The organism is Pseudomonas sp. yb_2 (assembly GCF_043103905.1).
GTDB classification, from domain to species: domain Bacteria; phylum Pseudomonadota; class Gammaproteobacteria; order Pseudomonadales; family Pseudomonadaceae; genus Aquipseudomonas; species Aquipseudomonas alloputida.
Window position 1 is genome coordinate 1 of sequence record NZ_JBICKH010000066.1, and the last position, 18074, is coordinate 18074.

18 protein-coding genes are annotated in these 18074 nt (G+C 62.7%); 14 read left to right on the forward strand and 4 right to left on the reverse strand.

Annotation, left to right across the window (positions count from 1 at the left end; genetic code table 11):
- Nucleotides 1-117: 117 nt before the first annotated feature.
- From ACF8FB_RS16115 to ACF8FB_RS16125, 3 genes are read left to right on the forward strand one after another with little or no spacing between them, the layout of a single operon-like run.
- The gene (locus ACF8FB_RS16115; protein ID WP_020190949.1) at nucleotides 118-777 is read left to right on the forward strand and encodes a paraquat-inducible protein A; all 660 of its coding nucleotides are present in this window, start codon (nucleotides 118-120) and stop codon (nucleotides 775-777) included.
- A complete protein-coding gene (locus tag ACF8FB_RS16120; RefSeq protein WP_049588113.1) occupies nucleotides 764-1387 on the forward strand; it encodes a paraquat-inducible protein A in 624 nt (207 codons plus the stop codon). Before ACF8FB_RS16115 ends, ACF8FB_RS16120 begins: the two co-directional genes overlap by 14 nt.
- Nucleotides 1380-3680 carry an MlaD family protein gene (locus ACF8FB_RS16125; RefSeq protein WP_392510274.1) on the forward strand — a complete coding sequence of 767 codons (2301 nt, stop codon included), beginning with the start codon at nucleotides 1380-1382 and terminating at the stop codon, nucleotides 3678-3680. The genes ACF8FB_RS16120 and ACF8FB_RS16125 overlap by 8 nt, the downstream gene beginning before the upstream one ends.
- Nucleotides 3681-3925: 245 nt before the next feature.
- Here the strand turns inward: ACF8FB_RS16125 and rpsT are convergent, their stop codons facing one another.
- Nucleotides 3926-4204 carry a 30S ribosomal protein S20 gene (rpsT, locus tag ACF8FB_RS16130; RefSeq protein WP_003247625.1) on the reverse strand — a complete coding sequence of 93 codons (279 nt, stop codon included), beginning with the start codon at nucleotides 4202-4204 and terminating at the stop codon, nucleotides 3926-3928.
- Nucleotides 4205-4454: 250 nt separating this feature from the next.
- On the opposite strand from rpsT, the gene murJ reads away from it, so the two are divergent.
- The 6 genes from murJ (at nucleotide 4455) to ispH (ending at nucleotide 11790) form a co-directional block, all read left to right on the forward strand.
- On the forward strand, nucleotides 4455-5993 hold the full coding sequence (gene murJ / locus ACF8FB_RS16135; RefSeq protein WP_004577288.1) for a murein biosynthesis integral membrane protein MurJ: 1539 nt from the start codon (nucleotides 4455-4457) through the stop codon (nucleotides 5991-5993).
- Between the two features lie 118 nt (nucleotides 5994-6111).
- A complete protein-coding gene (ribF, locus tag ACF8FB_RS16140; protein ID WP_010951868.1) occupies nucleotides 6112-7062 on the forward strand; it encodes a bifunctional riboflavin kinase/FAD synthetase in 951 nt (316 codons plus the stop codon).
- Nucleotides 7059-9890 carry an isoleucine--tRNA ligase gene (ileS, locus tag ACF8FB_RS16145; protein ID WP_392511556.1) on the forward strand — a complete coding sequence of 944 codons (2832 nt, stop codon included), beginning with the start codon at nucleotides 7059-7061 and terminating at the stop codon, nucleotides 9888-9890. The genes ribF and ileS overlap by 4 nt, the downstream gene beginning before the upstream one ends.
- Nucleotides 9883-10398, forward strand: a complete 516-nt coding sequence (lspA, locus tag ACF8FB_RS16150; RefSeq protein ID WP_003247609.1) for a signal peptidase II — start codon at nucleotides 9883-9885, stop codon at nucleotides 10396-10398. Before ileS ends, lspA begins: the two co-directional genes overlap by 8 nt.
- Nucleotides 10391-10828, forward strand: a complete 438-nt coding sequence (gene fkpB / locus ACF8FB_RS16155) for an FKBP-type peptidyl-prolyl cis-trans isomerase (RefSeq protein WP_010951871.1) — start codon at nucleotides 10391-10393, stop codon at nucleotides 10826-10828. The genes lspA and fkpB overlap by 8 nt, the downstream gene beginning before the upstream one ends.
- Before the next feature lie 14 nt (nucleotides 10829-10842).
- Nucleotides 10843-11790 (forward strand): 4-hydroxy-3-methylbut-2-enyl diphosphate reductase, encoded by a 948-nt coding sequence (gene ispH / locus ACF8FB_RS16160; protein WP_010951872.1) that lies wholly within the window; start codon nucleotides 10843-10845, stop codon nucleotides 11788-11790.
- 76 nt (nucleotides 11791-11866) lie between these two features.
- Here the strand turns inward: ispH and ACF8FB_RS16165 are convergent, their stop codons facing one another.
- Nucleotides 11867-12349, reverse strand: coding sequence for a GspH/FimT family protein (locus tag ACF8FB_RS16165; RefSeq protein ID WP_010951873.1), 483 nt, complete (start codon nucleotides 12347-12349; stop codon nucleotides 11867-11869).
- A gap of 109 nt (nucleotides 12350-12458) precedes the next feature.
- On the opposite strand from ACF8FB_RS16165, the gene ACF8FB_RS16170 reads away from it, so the two are divergent.
- The 5 genes from ACF8FB_RS16170 to thiO are packed head-to-tail and all read left to right on the forward strand — an operon-like array spanning nucleotide 12459 to nucleotide 15286.
- Nucleotides 12459-12641, forward strand: a complete 183-nt coding sequence (locus tag ACF8FB_RS16170; RefSeq protein ID WP_049588116.1) for a prepilin-type N-terminal cleavage/methylation domain-containing protein — start codon at nucleotides 12459-12461, stop codon at nucleotides 12639-12641.
- Nucleotides 12638-13282 (forward strand): PilW family protein, encoded by a 645-nt coding sequence (locus ACF8FB_RS16175; protein WP_392510271.1) that lies wholly within the window; start codon nucleotides 12638-12640, stop codon nucleotides 13280-13282. The genes ACF8FB_RS16170 and ACF8FB_RS16175 overlap by 4 nt, the downstream gene beginning before the upstream one ends.
- A complete protein-coding gene (locus ACF8FB_RS16180; RefSeq protein WP_392511557.1) occupies nucleotides 13279-13743 on the forward strand; it encodes a hypothetical protein in 465 nt (154 codons plus the stop codon). Before ACF8FB_RS16175 ends, ACF8FB_RS16180 begins: the two co-directional genes overlap by 4 nt.
- 1 nt (nucleotide 13744) lies before the next feature.
- Nucleotides 13745-14134, forward strand: coding sequence for a type IV pilin protein (locus tag ACF8FB_RS16185; RefSeq protein ID WP_010951877.1), 390 nt, complete (start codon nucleotides 13745-13747; stop codon nucleotides 14132-14134).
- 54 nt (nucleotides 14135-14188) lie between these two features.
- Nucleotides 14189-15286 carry a glycine oxidase ThiO gene (gene thiO / locus ACF8FB_RS16190; protein WP_392511558.1) on the forward strand — a complete coding sequence of 366 codons (1098 nt, stop codon included), beginning with the start codon at nucleotides 14189-14191 and terminating at the stop codon, nucleotides 15284-15286.
- A gap of 76 nt (nucleotides 15287-15362) precedes the next feature.
- Here the strand turns inward: thiO and ACF8FB_RS16195 are convergent, their stop codons facing one another.
- Together ACF8FB_RS16195 and ACF8FB_RS16200 are read right to left on the reverse strand one after the other, a co-directional pair.
- The gene (locus ACF8FB_RS16195; protein ID WP_392511559.1) at nucleotides 15363-16772 is read right to left on the reverse strand and encodes an amidase; all 1410 of its coding nucleotides are present in this window, start codon (nucleotides 16770-16772) and stop codon (nucleotides 15363-15365) included.
- 1 nt (nucleotide 16773) lies between these two features.
- Nucleotides 16774-18051 carry a Zn-dependent hydrolase gene (locus ACF8FB_RS16200; RefSeq protein ID WP_392511560.1) on the reverse strand — a complete coding sequence of 426 codons (1278 nt, stop codon included), beginning with the start codon at nucleotides 18049-18051 and terminating at the stop codon, nucleotides 16774-16776.
- Nucleotides 18052-18074 lie beyond the last annotated feature (23 nt).

The following is an 18074-nucleotide window of genomic DNA, read 5'->3' on the forward strand; positions in this document are numbered from 1 at the left end:
GGATGGGTGCAACGCCAGGCAGGGGCGCACCCCCGCACACTCTTCAGGACAGCGTCGCCTCCCATAATTCGAGTCAGAACACTAGAATAGCCCCACGCACCTATACAGAAGCGCTCTATGTCCAATTCTGTCGAACCTGAAACCCTGGCCCAGCTGCCGTTGGACGAGCTTGTCGCCTGCCATGAATGCGACCTGCTGCTGCGCAAGCCCGTGCTGCAGCATGATGAGAAAGCCCAATGCCCGCGCTGCGGCTACGAGCTCTATGCCCACCGGCACAATGTGGTCAATCGCAGCCTGGCCTTGGTGCTGACGGCCCTTTTGCTGTTCGTGCCGGCCAATTTCCTGCCGATCATGCAGTTGCACCTGCTTGGCCAGACTTCGGACGATACGGTCTGGAGTGGCGTGCTAGGCCTGTACAACTCGGGAATGCGCGGTGTTGCCGTAGTGGTACTGCTCTGTAGCATGGTCATTCCGCTGGCGAAGCTGCTCTGTCAGCTGGCCGTGCTGTTGAGCATCCGCTTGAACTTCGGGCGTGACTACGGCCTGGTCTTCTACCGCATCTATCACCACCTGCGTGACTGGGGCATGCTCGAGGTCTATTTCATGGGGGTGCTGGTGGCCATCGTCAAACTGGTGGACCTGGCCGAACTGACCGTGGGCCTTGGGCTGTTCTGTTTCATCAGTCTGCTATTGATCCAGGTGTGGCTCGAAGTGGTGATGTCGCCCCACCAGATCTGGAGTGCGCTATCGGGGGAGGACCTGCATGCGGGCGATTGACGCAGGCATTGTTGTCTGCAATGAGTGTCACGAGCTGAACAGGCAGGAGCCAGACAGCACTTCGCAAACCTGCACACGTTGCGGCGCTATCGTGCATGCACGCCGGCCGAACAGTATCGTGCGCACCTGGGCGTTGCTGATTGCGGCGTCGATCCTCTACATCCCGGCCAACATACTGCCGATCATGACCGTGAGTACCCTCGGTCAGGGTAGCCCGGACACCATCATGTCCGGTGTCATCACCCTGCTCAAGCACGGCATGGTGCCCATTGCGGCTGTGGTGTTCATTGCCAGTATCCTGGTCCCCACGTTCAAGCTGGTGGGCATCGGCTTGCTGTTGTACTCCGTTCAGCGGCGGCAGCCGCTTTCGGCCCGGCAGCGGATATTGATGTACCGCTTCATCGAATTCATTGGGCGCTGGTCCATGCTGGACATCTTCGTCATTGCCATCCTGGTGGCAGTGGTGAATTTTGGCCGAATAGCCAGTGTCGAAGCCAACCTGGGCGCTGTCGCCTTCGCAACTGTGGTGATCCTGACAATGCTTGCCGCTTTAACTTTCGATCCCCGACTGATTTGGGATAACACGGAGTCGGAGGACGACCATGAGTGACCTGCCAACGGCTAAAACCCGCCCAGCCTCGAACTGGTCGGCCATCTGGATCCTGCCTTTGATTGCGCTGATGATCGGTGGCTGGCTCGCGTGGCAGGCCTACCGCGACGCTGGTGTGGAAATTGAAGTCCGCTTCGAGTCGGGAGAGGGTATCGTCGCCAACAAGACCGAGGTCATCTACAAAGGCATGCCGGTTGGCAAGGTGAAAAGCCTGGTGCTCGACGCCAAGGGCGACACGCAGGGGGTGATCGCTACCATCGAGATGAACAAGGCTGCCGAGCCCCATCTAACCAAAGGCACGCGTTTCTGGCTGGTGAAGCCGAGTGTCAGCCTGGCCGGTATATCTGGCCTTGAAACACTGGTGTCGGGTAACTACATCGCCGTTAGCCCGGGAGAGGGGGAACGTACCAAACGCTTTGTGGCATTGAAGGTGGCGCCACCGCTCTCGGATTCTGAACCAGGCCTGCACCTGACCCTCAAGGCCGACAGGCTGGGCTCGCTCAACCGTGACAGCCCGGTGTTCTACAAGCAGATTCAGGTAGGCCGGGTGAAAAGCTACCGCCTGTCCGAGGACCAGAGCACCGTAGAGGTGAAAGTCTTCATCGAGCCGGCCTACGCCAGCCTGGTGCGCAAGCACACGCGTTTCTGGAACGCCAGCGGTGTCAGCATCGATGCTTCGCTTTCGGGTGTGAAGGTGCGCAGTGAGTCGTTGTCGAGCATTGTGGCGGGTGGTATTGCCTTCGCCACGCCGGAGTACCGCAAGGACAGCCCTCCCACCGACCCGAGCCTGCCGTTCCGCCTGTACGAGGACTTCGATGCCGCCCAGGCGGGTATCCGGGTAAAAGTGAAGCTGAGCGATTATGAAGGCCTGCAGGCGGGTCGCACGCCGGTCATGTACAAGGGCATCCAGGTGGGTTCGCTGAAAGCCCTGAAGATGGAAGACAACCTGGCCAGCGCTTCGGCCGAGCTGACACTCGACCCACTGACCGAGGACTACCTGGTAGACGGGACACAGTTCTGGGTAGTCAAACCGTCGATTTCCCTGGCGGGAATCACTGGCCTGGAAGCCTTGGTCAAAGGTAACTACATTGCCATTCGTCCTGGTGAGAAGGGCGCACGGCCAGAGCGTGAGTTCGAGGCGCGTGCCAAGGCGCCGCCGCTCGACCTCAAAGCGCCGGGCCTGCACATGGTGTTGTTCGCCGACACCTTGGGTTCGCTGGAAATCGGCAGCCCGGTGACGTACCGCCAGGTGAAGGTGGGTAGCGTGCAGAGCTATCAGTTCGCCCGTAACAGCAACCGCATCCTGATCGGTGTGCATATCGAGAAGGAGTACGAGAAGCTGGTCAATGGTTCGTCGCGCTTCTGGAACGTCAGTGGGATCACCCTGACCGGCGGCCTGTCGGGCATCAAGATCAAGAGTGAGTCGCTGCAAACACTGATGGCCGGCGGTATTGCGTTCGATACGCCACGGCCCGATGTACCGCTGAAACGGCACATTCCACGCTTCCGCCTGCATGACAGCCAGGAAGCGGTGAACCGTGCGGGTACGTTGATCACCATCCGTGTAGAGCGTGCCGATGGCCTGAAACCGGGCACGGCCATCCGCTTCCGCGGCCTGGATGTGGGCAGCATCGAGAGCGTCGACCTCACCGATGACCTGCAGGCGGTGCTGCTAAGGGCGCGCATTACCGAATCGGCGGATCGCATTGCCCGTGCCGGTACGCAGTTCTGGGTGGTCAAGCCGGCCCTTGGCTTGGTGCGCACTGAAAACCTGGACACCTTGATAGGTGGGCAGTACCTGGAAGTGCAGCCAGCAGCCAAGAACCGTGGACCACAGCGCGATTTCATCGCCCTAACCGAGGCACCGGAGGTAGCAGGGCCAGAGGTCGGCCTGCCATTGACGCTCAGTGCGCCACGCCGCGGCTCGATCAAGCCGGGTGTGCCGGTTACCTATCGTGAGGTTACGGTGGGCAAGGTGACAGGCTTCGAGCTGGGCCAGAGCGCTGACCGCGTGCTGATTCATATCCTCATCGAGCCGCGCTATGCCGCCTTGGTGCGCAGCGGTAGCCGCTTCTGGAACAGCAGTGGTTTCGGTTTCGACTGGGGTCTGTTCAAGGGCGCTACAGTGCGTACCGAGTCGGTGGAAACCCTGATCGATGGCGGTATCGCCTTCGCAACGCCAGATGGCGAGCAGATGGGTAACCCGGCGCGGCCGCAGCAGACCTTTGCCTTGTTCGAAAAGGCCGAGGATGAATGGCTGCAGTGGGCACCGAAGATTCAGATCGCCAAGTGATGTAAAAGTAGGGCCGCCAAGCGCGGCCCTGCTTTTTTGTGGGAGCGGCCTTGCGTCGCGAAAGGGGCGCGTAGCGGCCCCTCGGTCTCAGCGCAGAAAGTGAGATTGCCGGGGCTGCCCCGCAGCCCTATCGCGACACAAGGCCGCTCCCACAGATCGAGTCCCGCATGGAACTGGGCCCGCAAGCATAAATCGCAGGCAACAAAAAACCGACCCTAGGGTCGGTTTTTCGACTAGCGCGTCGCTTAGGCAGCTGCAGCTTCTTTCAGCGCCTTGATGTGGCCATTCAGACGGCCTTTGTGACGAGCAGCCTTGTTCTTGTGGATGATACCCTTGTCGGCCATACGGTCGATTACAGGTACAGCCAGAACGTAAGCGGCTTGCGCTTTTTCGGCGTCTTTTGCGTCGATGGCTTTAACTACATTCTTGATGTAGGTGCGGACCATGGAACGCAGGCTGGCGTTGTGGCTGCGACGCTTCTCAGCCTGTTTTGCACGTTTCTTGGCGGAAGGTGTGTTGGCCACCGTCGAGCTCCTCGAAAGACTTTAGGTAAATAGCAAACAAAATAGGCCGCGAATCATGCCGATCAGTCGAGCGGATGTCAAGGCCACCTGCAAGGTTCCGCCGAGCGGTGCGCCAACAAGCGGGAAAGATTCCTTTATGCTGCGCGACCTGTACACTCGGGAATTTTTGGCTCCCCTGCGAAGGCGCGGGAGTATCGCACATTCGGACGCTGTCTGGCAGCGTCCTCTGTCATTGGCGTGAATCTTTTCGATGAACCTGCTCAAATCCCTGGCTGCAGTAAGCTCGATCACCATGATTTCGCGGGTGCTGGGCTTTGTTCGCGACACCATCCTGGCCCGCATCTTTGGTGCTGGTGTCGCTACCGATGCCTTCTTCATCGCGTTCAAACTGCCCAACCTGTTGCGGCGCATCTTCGCCGAAGGCGCATTCTCCCAGGCCTTCGTGCCGATTCTGGCCGAGTACAAGACCCAGCAGGGCGAGGAGGCGACGCGCACCTTCATTGCCTATGTCAGCGGCCTTCTGACCCTGGTGCTGGCCCTGGTGACCGCCATCGGCATCCTCGCTGCACCGTGGGTGGTGTGGGCCACGGCCCCGGGTTTTGTCGACAGCACCGAAAAATACGCGCTGACCACCGACCTGTTGCGGGTGACGTTTCCTTATATATTCCTGATCTCGCTGTCTTCCCTGGCCGGAGCGATCCTCAATACCTGGAACCGCTTTTCGGTGCCGGCCTTCACGCCTACCTTGCTGAACGTGGCGATGATCGCCTTCGCCGTGTTGCTGACGCCGTACTTCAACCCGCCAATCATGGCGTTGGCCTGGGGCGTGCTGGCGGGTGGCCTGGCGCAGTTGCTGTACCAGCTGCCAGCGCTGAAGAAGATCGGCATGCTCGTGTTGCCGCGCCTGAACCTCAAGGACGCGGGAGTGTGGCGGGTACTGAAACAGATGCTGCCGGCGATCCTGGGGGTGTCGGTGAGCCAGATCTCGCTGATCATCAACACCATCTTCGCTTCCTTCCTGGTGGCCGGCTCGGTGTCGTGGATGTACTACGCCGACCGCCTCATGGAGCTGCCTTCCGGTGTGCTGGGCGTTGCCCTGGGCACTATCCTGCTGCCGACACTGGCCAAGACCTACGCCAACAAGGACCGCGAGGAGTACTCGCGAATTCTCGACTGGGGCCTGCGCCTGTGCTTCCTGCTGGTACTGCCCTGCACCCTGGCGTTGGCCATTCTTGCCGAACCGCTGACCGTTGCTTTGTTTCAATATGGCAAGTTCAGCGCGTTTGATGCGGCGATGACCCAGCGAGCGTTGATCGCCTATTCCGTGGGCTTGCTGGCGATCATTCTGATCAAGGTACTGGCACCTGGCTTCTACGCGCAGCAGAATATCCGCACGCCGGTAAAGATCGCGGTCTTCACCCTGGTCTGCACTCAGCTGTTCAACCTTGCCCTGGTCGGCCCGCTTGCACATGCCGGCCTGGCATTGGCGATCAGCCTCGGTGCCTGCCTGAATGCCGGTTTGCTGTTCTGGAAGCTGCGCAGTCAGCAGCTGTTCGAGCCTCAGCCTGGCTGGGCAGTGTTCCTGCTCAAGCTTGTGTTGGCGGTGACGCTGATGTCGGCGGTACTGCTGGCGGGCATGCACTATATGCCGGCCTGGGAGCAGGGCATCATGCTTGAGCGCTTCCTGCGGCTTGGGGCGCTGATCCTGGCGGGCGTCGTGACGTATTTTGGCTGCCTGTACCTGTGTGGCTTCCGGCCCCGGCATTTCGCTCGCAAGGCCTTGCACTGAGGCTTTTGGCGGGTCAGGCGTCGGTTTTTCGCATTCCACGCCGCCCTTGGGCGCTGCTGCCTGTCACCAGCGCCCGGGTGTGGTTATAATCGGCCACTTTATGAGCAAGAAGCGCGTTATGCAGCTGGTTCGAGGTCTTCACAACCTGCGCCCCGAGCACCGGGGCTGTGTCGCCACCATTGGCAACTTCGACGGGGTTCACCGCGGCCACCAGGCAATCCTGGCGCGCCTGCGCGAGCGCGGTCAGGCCTTGGGCCTGCCGACCTGCGTGGTGATCTTCGAACCGCAACCACGCGAGTACTTCGCACCCGATACCGCGCCGGCACGTCTGGCCCGGCTGCGCGACAAGATCGAGCTGCTGGCGACCGAAGGCATCGACCGGGTGCTGTGCCTGGCGTTCAACCAGCGTCTGAGCAAGCTCAGTGCCGATGCCTTCGTCAAGGCCATCCTGGTCGACGGCCTGGGCGTGCGTCATCTCGAAGTGGGCGATGACTTCCGCTTCGGCTGCGACCGCGCTGGCGACTTCGCTTTCCTGGTCGAGGCCGGCAACGCGTACGGCTTTACCGTCGAGGCCGCCAACACGGTCATCCAGGACGGCCTGCGGGTCAGCAGCACCGAAGTGCGCAAGGCCTTGTCCGAGGGCGACTTCGAACTGGCCGAACACCTGCTGGGCCGCCCGTACCGCATTACAGGCCGCGTGCTGCACGGCCAGAAGCTGGCCCGCCAGCTCGGCACACCAACCGCCAACATCCAGCTCAAGCGCCGCCGCGTGCCGCTGTCCGGGGTATACCTGGCCAGCATCGTGATCGACGGCAAAGCTTGGCCGGGTGTCGGCAATATCGGCGTGCGCCCCACCGTTGCCGGTGATGGGCGCCCGCACCTGGAGATTCATCTTCTGGACTTTGCCGGCGATCTTTACGGCCGGCGCCTGACGGTGGAGTTCCACCACAAGCTGCGTGAAGAGCAGCGATTCGCCTCCCTGGAGGCGCTGAAGTCGGCGATCGATGCGGATATCGCCGCCGCACGTGCACATTGGCACGCTCAACCGCTAACGAAGAGCCTGAAATGACCGACTACAAAGCCACGCTTAACCTTCCGGACACCGCCTTCCCCATGAAGGCCGGCCTGCCTCAGCGCGAACCGCAGATCCTGCAGCGCTGGGACAGCATTGGCCTGTACCAGAAGCTGCGCGAAATTGGCAAGGATCGTCCCAAGTTCGTCCTGCACGACGGCCCGCCCTATGCCAACGGCAAGATTCACATCGGTCATGCGCTGAACAAGATCCTCAAGGACATGATCGTCCGTTCCAAGACCCTGGCCGGCTTCGATGCGCCGTACGTGCCAGGTTGGGACTGCCACGGCCTGCCGATCGAGCACAAGGTCGAGGTTACCCACGGCAAGCACCTCTCCGCCGACCGTACCCGCGAGCTGTGCCGCGAGTACGCTGCCGAGCAGATCGAAGGGCAGAAGACCGAGTTCATCCGCCTGGGCGTGCTGGGTGACTGGGACAACCCATACAAGACCATGAATTTCGCCAACGAGGCCGGTGAAATCCGCGCCCTGGCCGAGATGGTCAAGCAAGGCTTCGTGTTCAAGGGCCTGAAGCCGGTGAACTGGTGCTTTGATTGCGGTTCGGCGCTGGCTGAAGCGGAAGTCGAGTACGCCGACAAGAAGTCGCAGACCATCGACGTGGCCTTCCCGGTTGCCGATGAAGCCAAGCTGGCCGCCGCCTTCGGCCTGGCCTCTCTGGCCAAGCCGGCCGCCATCGTGATCTGGACCACCACCCCGTGGACCATCCCGGCCAACCAGGCCCTGAACATCCACCCGGAATTCAAGTACGCCCTGGTCGACACCGGCGAACGCCTGCTGGTGCTGGCTGAAGAGCTGGTCGAGTCGTGCCTGAAGCGCTACAACCTGGAAGGTTCGGTCGTTGCCACCGCCCAAGGTTCGGCGCTGGAGCTGATCAACTTCCGTCATCCGTTCTACGATCGCCTGTCGCCAATCTACCTGGCCGACTACGTCGAGCTGGGCGCCGGTACCGGCGTGGTGCATTCCTCGCCAGCCTACGGTGAAGACGACTTCGTCACCTGCAAGCGCTACGGCATGGTCAACGACGACATCCTTACCCCGGTGCAGAGCAACGGCGTGTATGTCGACTCGCTGCCATTCTTCGGCGGCCAGTTCATCTGGAAGGCCAACCCGGCCATCGTCGAGAAGCTGAGCGAAGTCGGTGCGCTGATGCACACCGAAACCATCAGCCACAGCTACATGCACTGCTGGCGCCACAAGACCCCGCTGATCTACCGCGCCACCGCGCAGTGGTTCGTGGGCATGGACAAGCAGCCGAGCACCGGCGAGCCGCTGCGTGAGCGTGCGCTGAAAGCCATCGAAGACACCAAGTTCGTCCCGGCCTGGGGCCAGGCGCGCCTGCACGCGATGATCGCCAACCGCCCGGACTGGTGCATCTCGCGTCAGCGCAACTGGGGTGTGCCGATCCCGTTCTTCCTGCACAAGCAGACCGGCGATCTGCATCCGCGCACTGTCGAACTGATGGAAGAAGTGGCCAAGCGTGTCGAGCAGCAAGGCATCGAGGCCTGGTTCAAGCTGGACGCCGCCGAACTGCTGGGCGCTGAAGCCGACCAGTACGACAAGATCGCCGACACCCTCGACGTGTGGTTCGACTCGGGCACCACTCACTGGCACGTACTGCGTGGCTCGCACGACATCGGCCACGCCACCGGCCCGCGCGCTGACCTGTACCTGGAAGGTTCCGACCAGCACCGCGGCTGGTTCCACTCGTCCTTGCTGACCGGTTGCGCCATCGATAACCATGCGCCATACCGCGAGCTGTTGACCCACGGCTTCACCGTGGACGAGAACGGCCGCAAGATGTCCAAGTCGCTGGGCAACACCATCGAACCGGAGAAGGTCAACAACACCCTGGGTGCCGATATCCTGCGCCTGTGGGTTTCGGCCACCGACTATTCCGGTGAAATGGCCGTTTCCGAGCAGATCCTGCAGCGCAGTGCCGACGCCTACCGGCGTATCCGCAATACCGCCCGCTTCCTGCTGTCCAACCTGTCCGGCTTCGACCCGGCCCGCGACCTGCTGGCACCGGAAGACATGCTGGCGCTGGACCGCTGGGCCGTGGACCGTACCCTGCTGCTGCAACGCGAACTGGAAGAGCACTACAGCGAGTACCGTTTCTGGAACGTCTACTCCAAGGTGCACAACTTCTGCGTACAGGAGCTGGGCGGCTTCTATCTCGACATCATCAAGGACCGCCAGTACACCACCGGCGCCAACAGTGTCGCCCGCCGTTCCTGCCAGACTGCGCTGTACCACATCAGCGAGGCGCTGGTGCGCTGGATCGCGCCGATCCTGGCATTCACCGCCGACGAAATCTGGCAGTACCTGCCGGGCGAGCGCAACGAGTCGGTAATGCTCAACGGCTGGTACCAAGGCCTGAGCGAGCTGCCGGAAGGCACCGAGTTGGACCGCGCCTACTGGGACCGCGTGATGGCAGTGAAGGCATCGGTCAACAAGGAGCTGGAAAACCAGCGCACCGCCAAGGTCATCGGCGGCAACCTGCAAGCCGAAGTGACCCTGTACGCCGACGAAGGCCTGAGTGCCGACCTGGGCAAGCTGGGTGACGAGTTGCGCTTCGTGCTGATCACCTCGGCCGCCAGCGTGGTGCCGTTCGCACAGGCGCCGGCCGAAGCGGTAGCCACCGAAGTCGAAGGCCTCAAGCTGCAAGTGGTCAAGTCCGGCCACACCAAGTGCGGCCGTTGCTGGCACTTCCGCGCCGACGTCGGCAGCCATCCGGAGCACCCGGAAATCTGCGGCCGTTGCGTCGACAACCTGACCGGCTCGGGTGAGGTGCGCCACTATGCCTAACCCTGCAGCGGGGCGCTTCGGGCGCCTTGCATGGCTGTGGCTGAGCTTGCTGGTCCTGGTCATCGACCAGGCCACCAAGCTGTACTTCAACAACGCCCTGACCATGTACCAGCAGATCGTGGTCATTCCTGACTACTTCAGCTGGACCCTGGCCTACAACACCGGTGCCGCGTTCAGCTTCCTGGCTGACGGAGCGGGTTGGCAGCGCTGGTTGTTCGCCCTGATCGCCGTGGTGGTCAGCGCGGTACTGGTCGTCTGGCTCAAGCGCCTGGGGCGCAACGAGACCTGGCTGGCCGTGGCGCTGGCGCTGGTGCTGGGTGGGGCGATTGGCAACCTGTACGACCGCATCGTGCTGGGCCATGTGGTCGACTTCATCCTGGTGCACTGGCAGAACCGCCATTACTTCCCGGCCTTCAACGTGGCCGACAGCGCCATCACCGTTGGTGCGGTGATGCTGGCGCTGGATATGTTCAAGAGCAAGAAGTCCGAGGATCCGGTCCATGACTGACACCCGTATCGGCCAGAACACCGAAGTCACCCTGCACTTCGCGCTGCACCTGGAAAACGGCGACACCGTCGACAGCACGTTCGATAAGGCCCCGGCTACTTTCAAAGTGGGTGATGGCAACCTGCTGCCGGGCTTTGAAAACGCCCTGTTCGGCTTCAAGGCCGGTGACAAGCGCACCGTGGCAGTGGCCCCGGAGAACGCGTTCGGCCAGCCTAACCCGCAGAACGTGCAGGTCATGCCGAGGTCCAACTTCGAAGGCATGGAGTTGTCCGAAGGGCTGCTGATCATCTTCAACGACGCCGCCAACACCGAGCTGCCGGGTGTGGTCAAAGCGTTCGATGACGACCAGGTCACCATCGACTTCAATCACCCACTGGCTGGCAAGACCCTGACCTTCGAGGTGGAGATCCTCGAGGTGAAGGCCCTGTAAGCCTGGAGCCGAGCATGCAAATCAAACTCGCCAACCCTCGCGGCTTCTGCGCCGGGGTCGACCGGGCGATCGAGATCGTCAACCGCGCGCTGGAAGTCTTCGGCCCGCCGATCTATGTGCGCCACGAAGTGGTGCACAACAAGTTCGTGGTGGAAGACTTGCGTAACCGCGGCGCCATCTTTGTCGAAGAGCTGGACCAGGTGCCGGACGATGTCATCGTCATCTTCAGTGCCCACGGTGTTTCCCAGGCCGTGCGGCAGGAAGCTGCTGGCCGTGGCCTGAAAGTGTTCGATGCCACTTGCCCGCTGGTGACCAAGGTTCACATCGAAGTGGCCAAGTACAGCCGCGATGGCCGTGAGTGCATTCTCATCGGCCACGAAGGGCACCCGGAAGTCGAAGGCACCATGGGCCAGTACGATGCCAGCAACGGTGGCGCCATCTACCTTGTCGAAGACGAGGAAGATGTGGCCAACCTGCAGGTGCGCGACCCGGACCACCTGGCTTTCGTCACCCAGACAACACTGTCGATGGACGACACCAGCCGCGTCATCGATGCGCTGCGTGCGCGCTTCCCGAACATCGGCGGCCCGCGCAAGGACGACATCTGCTACGCCACCCAGAACCGCCAGGATGCCGTCAAGCAACTGGCCGGCGAGAGCGACGTGGTGCTGGTGGTCGGCAGCCCGAACAGTTCCAACTCCAACCGTTTGCGTGAGCTGGCTGAGCGCATGGGCACCCCGGCCTACCTGATCGACGGTGCCGAGGACCTGCAACGCGGCTGGTTTGACCAGGCCGCGCGCATCGGCATCACCGCCGGTGCTTCTGCGCCCGAAGTGCTGGTGCGTGGCGTGATCGAACAGCTCAAGGCCTGGGGCGCCACTGGCGCTGAAGAGCTGGACGGGCGCGAAGAGAACATCACCTTTTCAATGCCCAAAGAGCTGCGGGTTCGCTCGCTGATCTGACGGGCAGTACCGCCGCCAATGCAGGGGCTGCTTTGCAGCCCTTGCGCGACACAAGACCGCTCCTGCAATGACCGCGCTAGCAGCGGTCATTGCTCAGGTCCTCCGTAAGCAACCTGACTCTGCCGCTTGATGCCAGCACCACCTGATATCGGCTGCGAGCAGCGGCGCGTTCGCACATTTCCAGTTTTGCGCCCAACCAGCTGTTGCCCGACGTCATGGGCACGCCCAGCGCACTGAATTTGAACTGCTCACCGCGATTGCTGGTTATTTTCAGCGGCTTTGAAAGGCGCTGTTCGCGCAGCACCTGCCGGTTATGCTCCAGCACGACCCGCCACCCATTCCCCCAATTACCGTCCAGCGCCAGCACCAGCACCGGCTGACCCTGCAACAGCGCATGGCTGCGTGCACTGCGCAGCGCCTGCGCCAGATCACGGGCAGCCGCCGCCCGGTGCAGGTCATCGCTCATTCTGGCGTAGGCCGGCATGCCCAGCTGGGTCAGCAAGACCGCCACGGCCAAGGCCGACAACATTTGTATCAGTGTTACGCCGCGTTGCTTCACCGTGCATTCCTCCCTGGACGTGCTTGGCTATAGCTTCCTGGCGGTTGGACAAGAGGTCCAGTCGCCCAAGTTGAAAGCAATGACGGGAAAAGTCGCAGGAGGTGCAGGGATGCACGCAAGGCAAGGGGGCATGACGCTTCTGGAAGTGTTGTTGGCGGTTGTGGTCGTGGCTGTGGGTATGTTCGCCGCAGCGGGGCTGCAATTGCAGGCATTGCAGGCTGTGGACAGTGCGCGGCGCAATGGGCAGGCGGCAATGGCGGCGCACAGCGAGCATGAACGGGGGCGTCGATGAGGCGCGGCCAACGTGGTTTTGGTTTGGTTGAGCTGATGTTGGCGCTGACTATCGGGTTGATGCTGTTGGCGGCCGCCAGTCAGCTCTTTGCATCGGCTCAACAGGCCTGGCGCCTGCAAAGTACTGCGCTGCGCATGCAGGATGAGGCGCGGCAGGCGTTGCTGCGCATGGCCCAGGATATTCGCATGGCCGGCATGTTTGGCTGTTTGCGCCTGAAACCTTCCGATTTCGATGACCCGGCATTACAGCAGGTCTTCGCTCGCCCCCTGGTGATCGAAGCGTCCACCCTCAGCCTGATCGTGGCGGAGTTGCCTGGGCAAGCTGGCCGACCTGACTGGTTTCTGCACACCAATTGCCTGACCGAAGTGTCTGTCGATGCAGCACGCAAGGCTGGGGACCTACTGGTGTACCCGGTCAGCAGGTATGTCTACCAGCTCCAGGACGATAAGCTGAGGTTCAAACGCGGAAACAGCAAATTTCAACCGTTGGTTGATAATGTGCAGGCGATGCGTGTGGAGCGTGTGCAGATGGTGGGGGGAGAACGGGTGGATATCAGCCTGACACTCTACGAACCCACGCTCAAGGTTCAGCAGCGCCATGAGTTGAGCGTCGCAATCCGCAACCCGGTCCCCGCTTCATGACTCACCAGCGTGGCGTGGTTCTTCTACTGGCCTTGGTCCTGAGCGTCCTGCTGGGCCTGCTTGCCACATCTGCCCTGCGCGACGCGCTGGTGGAAACGCGAATGACCGCCTACCTGAGCGATGGCCTGATGGCGCTGGAGGAGGCTGAGGCCACTTTGCTGGCCGGGGTACGCGAACTTGAACGGGCGCCCCCTGACGTTTGTAACGCGTGCCTGCCACCGCCCAGGCCGCACGATCTGATTGGGCAGTGGCAAAGTACCCAGACCGGCTTTTTCCAGCTGCAGAACCTGGGTGTCAGCGAACGTGCCGCGCACATGCCCGAAGGGCAGCCGGTTAGCCTGTTCCGGATTACCGCCGTCAGCAAGCAAAGCCGCTCACGGCATGTGCTGGAAGCGGTCTACGCCGTGGCCGGCAATCAAACCCAACGCATCACCTGGCGACAAAGATTGCGAGGAGACTGACATGCAGCAAGGCTTGAGCCTGATCGAGTTGTTGATTGTGCTGGCCGTGACCGGCATTCTGGCAGCCATTGCCTACCCCAGTTACAGCGACCAGCTTCGGCGAGCCGCGCGCAGCGAAGTGGTTGGCCTGCTGCATGATGCCGCCCTGCGCCTGGAGCGCCACCGCGTGCGCACTGGCCAATACGCCGAGGGCGACCTGGTCTTGCCCGAAGGTACCCGCTACTACAGCCTTCAGGCCCAGCGCGACAGTGACACCTTCACGCTGCGCGCCCGGCGGCTACCGCATGGGCTGATGGCACAGGATGGCTGTGGCGATTTCCAGCTCGACCAGGCTGGCGTGCAGCACAATCCGGGCGCCGTTGAGCACAGCACGCACTGTTGGGGAAGTTGAAGGTTCAATGATGCCCGGTGCATCGCGGTTTTACTTCAGGTGTTGGATCGACAGATGAGCAAGCAAGTAGTGGTGGTTGGCGGCGGGGTGATCGGCCTGCTGACGGCATTCAACCTGGCAGCCAAGGTCGGCCAGGTGGTGGTGTGCGATCAGGGGGAGGTTGGCCGAGAGTCGTCCTGGGCTGGCGGTGGCATTGTCTCGCCGTTGTACCCGTGGCGCTACAGCCCCGCAGTGACCGCTCTGGCGCACTGGTCGCAGGACTTTTATCCACAGCTGGGCGAGCGTCTGTTCGCCAGCACCGGTGTCGACCCGGAAGTTAACACCACCGGGCTGTACTGGCTCGACCTGGACGACGAGGCCGAAGCGTTGGCCTGGGCCGCGCGCGAGCAGCGGCCGCTCAGTGCCGTGGATATTTCGGCGGCCTACGATGCGGTGCCGGTGCTGGGCCCGGGCTTCAAGCACGCCATCTACATGGCTGGTGTGGCCAATGTGCGCAACCCACGCTTGGTCAAGTCGCTGAAGGCGGCGTTGCTGGCGCTGCCGAACGTGAGCTTGCGCGAACACTGCCAGATCACCGGCTTCGTGCAGGAAAAGGGGCGCGTGACTGGTGTACAGACGGCTGATGGCGTACTGGCGGCGGATGAGGTTGTGCTCAGCGCAGGCGCCTGGAGTGGCGACCTGTTGCGTACCCTTGGCCTTGAACTGCCGGTGGAGCCCGTGAAGGGCCAGATGATTCTGTTCAAGTGTGCTGAAGACTTCTTGCCGAGCATGGTGCTGGCCAAGGGGCGCTATGCAATCCCGCGACGTGACGGGCACATTCTGGTGGGGAGCACGCTGGAACACGCCGGGTATGACAAGACCCCGACCGGGGATGCGCTGGAAAGCCTGAGGGCATCGGCGGTGGAGTTGTTGCCAGAGCTTGAAGGCGCCACAATGGTGGCGCACTGGGCTGGACTGCGGCCGGGGTCGCCAGAAGGCATCCCTTACATTGGGCCTGTGCCAGGGCGTGAAGGGTTGTGGCTGAACTGTGGGCATTATCGCAATGGGCTGGTGCTGGCGCCGGCTTCGTGCCAGCTGTTTACCGATTTGCTGACAGGGGCCGAGCCGATTATCGACCCGGCGCCGTATGCGCCAGAAGGGCGTTTGGGCTGAGGACCTCTTAGCGGGTAAACCCGCTCCTACGCGAGCGGGTCTACCCGCAAAAGGGCCGCAGAAGCCAACACAGATTTCAGCCAGTAATCGGTGCTTGCAGGTGCCGGCTCGGATAATGCTGCTCATACACCTTGCACACCCGCAGCACTTGCTCATCAGCAAAGCGCCCGGCCACCACCTGCAGGCCCACCGGCAACCCCTCGCGGGTGAACCCGCAGGGCACCGAGGCCGCCGGCTGTTGGGTCAGGTTGAACGGATAGCTGAACGGCGTCCACTCCATCCATTGCGCCATCCCCGACCCAGGCGGCACGTTGTGTCCGGCCTCGAACGCCACCAACGGCAGCATCGGCGATACCAGCACGTCATATCGCTGATGAAAGGCATTCATCTTCGCAATCAATTCTGCCCGTGCCTCAAGCGCCTGGGTGTATTCGCCAAGGCTGATCTGTGCACCTTGTTCGGCAATCCAGCGCAGCCCCGGGTCAAGCAACGCTTTCTGCTCATCGCTCAAGGCACTGGCCAACCGCGCCGCGCCGGCAAACCACAGGGTGTTGAAGGTTTCCAGCGGGTCGCTGAAGCCCGGGTCCACTTCCTCTACCTGCGCACCCAGCCGCGCCAGGCGCTGCACCGCTTGCGCCACCAGTGCCTGGATCTGTGGGTCGACCTGCACGTAACCGAAGTTGGCGCTGTAGGCGATGCGTAGGCCGCTCAGATCTTGCTGCTGGCTGAGCCACGGCGCCTGCCGGGGTGCGCCGGCCAAACCGTCGCGGGCATCGGGGCGCGCTACGCAGTCGAGCATCAGCACCGAGTCGTCCACGGTACGCGTCATCGGCCCCAGGTGCGACAGCACGGTCATGGCGCTGGCCGGCCATTGCGGCACATAGCCGAAGGTCGGTTTGATGCCGAAGGTGCCGGTGAAGGCGCAAGGGATGCGAATCGAACCACCGGCATCGCTGCCCTGATGCAGCACCCCCAGGTTCAGCGCGGCGGCTGCCGCAGCACCACCAGACGAACCACCGGTAGTCAGCCTGGTGTCCCACGGGTTGCGAGTGATGCCGTACAGCGGGTTGTCGGTCACCCCTTTCCAGCCGAACTCTGGCGTGGTGGTCTTGCCCACCAGCACTGCACCGGCTTCACGCATGAAGGCGCTGAAGGGCGCATCGATTTCCCACGGCCCGGCACCCGAGGTAGTACGCGAGCCCTTGCGGGTAGGCATGCCGCGGGTCAGGGTCAGGTCCTTGATCGAGGCGGGTACGCCATCCAGTCGGCCACAGGGCTCGCCGCGCTGCCAGCGCTGTTCGCTGGCGCGGGCGGCGGCGCGGGCGCCTTCGCCGTCGACATGGCAGTAGGCGTTGACCGCCGGGTTATGCAGGTCGATGCGCGCCAGCACATCGTCGACCACCTCGACGGGTGACAACTGGCGGCGCTGGTACAGTTCGAGCAGTTCGACGGCGGTGAGTTCGCCAATCGCGGTTTTCTGGGTCATTTCAACGGGCTCCCGGGTTGGCGGCCTGGAACATGGCGCGCAACAGGACGTCGCAACCATCGGCCAGGTCCTGGGGCGCGGCATTTTCGATTTCGTTGTGGCTGATGCCGCCTTCGCATGGCACGAAGATCATCCCGGCCGGGCCCAGCTCGGCGAGGAAGATCGCATCGTGACCGGCGCCGCTGACGATATCCATGTGGCTCAGGCCCAGCGCACGCGCCCCCTGGCGCACGGCATCCACACACTGCTCGGCGAAGTACAGTGGCGGGAAGTCGGCTGTCGGGGTCAGCTGATAGCTCAGGCCATGTTTCGCCGTGCTGTTTTCGATGGCTGCGCGCACTTCGCTGACCATGGCGTCGAGGTGCCCAGGGTCGAGGTGGCGCAGGTCGATGGTCATGTGTACCTGGCCGGGGATAACGTTGCGCGAACCTGGATGCAGGGTCAGGCAGCCGACCGTGCCGCAGGCATGTGGCTGGTGCGCGTGAGCGACGCGGTTGACCGCAGCCACCACCTCGGCTGCGCCGACCAATGCGTCCTTGCGCAGGTGCATGGGTGTGGGGCCTGCATGCGCCTCGACGCCGGTAAGGGTCAGGTCGAACCATTTTTGCCCCAGGCAGCCCTGGACCACGCCGATGGTGGTGCGCTGGTCTTCCAGCACCGGGCCTTGCTCGATATGCGCTTCGAAGTAGGCGCCCACGGCATGCCCGGTGGGCACGCGCGGGCCGGCGTAGCCGATGCGCCGCAACTCAGCGCCGACCGACAGACCTTGGTCGTCGACCTTGTCCAGGGTTTCCTGCAGGCCGAACTTACCGGCAAACACGCCCGAGCCCATCATGCAGGGCGGGAAGCGCGAACCTTCTTCGTTGGTCCATACCACCACTTCCAGCGGGGCTTCGGTGGTCAGGTGCAGGTCGTTGAGCGTGCGCATCACTTCGAGGCCGGCCATGACGCCGTAGCAGCCATCGAACTTGCCGCCGGTGGGTTGGGTGTCGATGTGGCTGCCGGTCATGATGGGCGGCAGGGCAGGGTTGCGCCCGGGGCGGCGTGCGAAGATATTGCCGATGGCGTCGACGCTGACCGTGCAGCCGGCCTCCTCGCACCAATGGACGAACAGGTCGCGCGCCTGGCGGTCGAGGTCGGTCAGGGCCAGGCGGCATACGCCGCCCTTGGCGGTGGCGCCGAGTTGGGCCAGGTCCATCAATGATTGCCACAGGCGCTCGCGGTTGATCAGAGGGCCTTGGCCGAGCAGGTGCTGCGAGGGATCGATGCGGGTGTTCATGGTTCATCTCTCCTGAAATTACT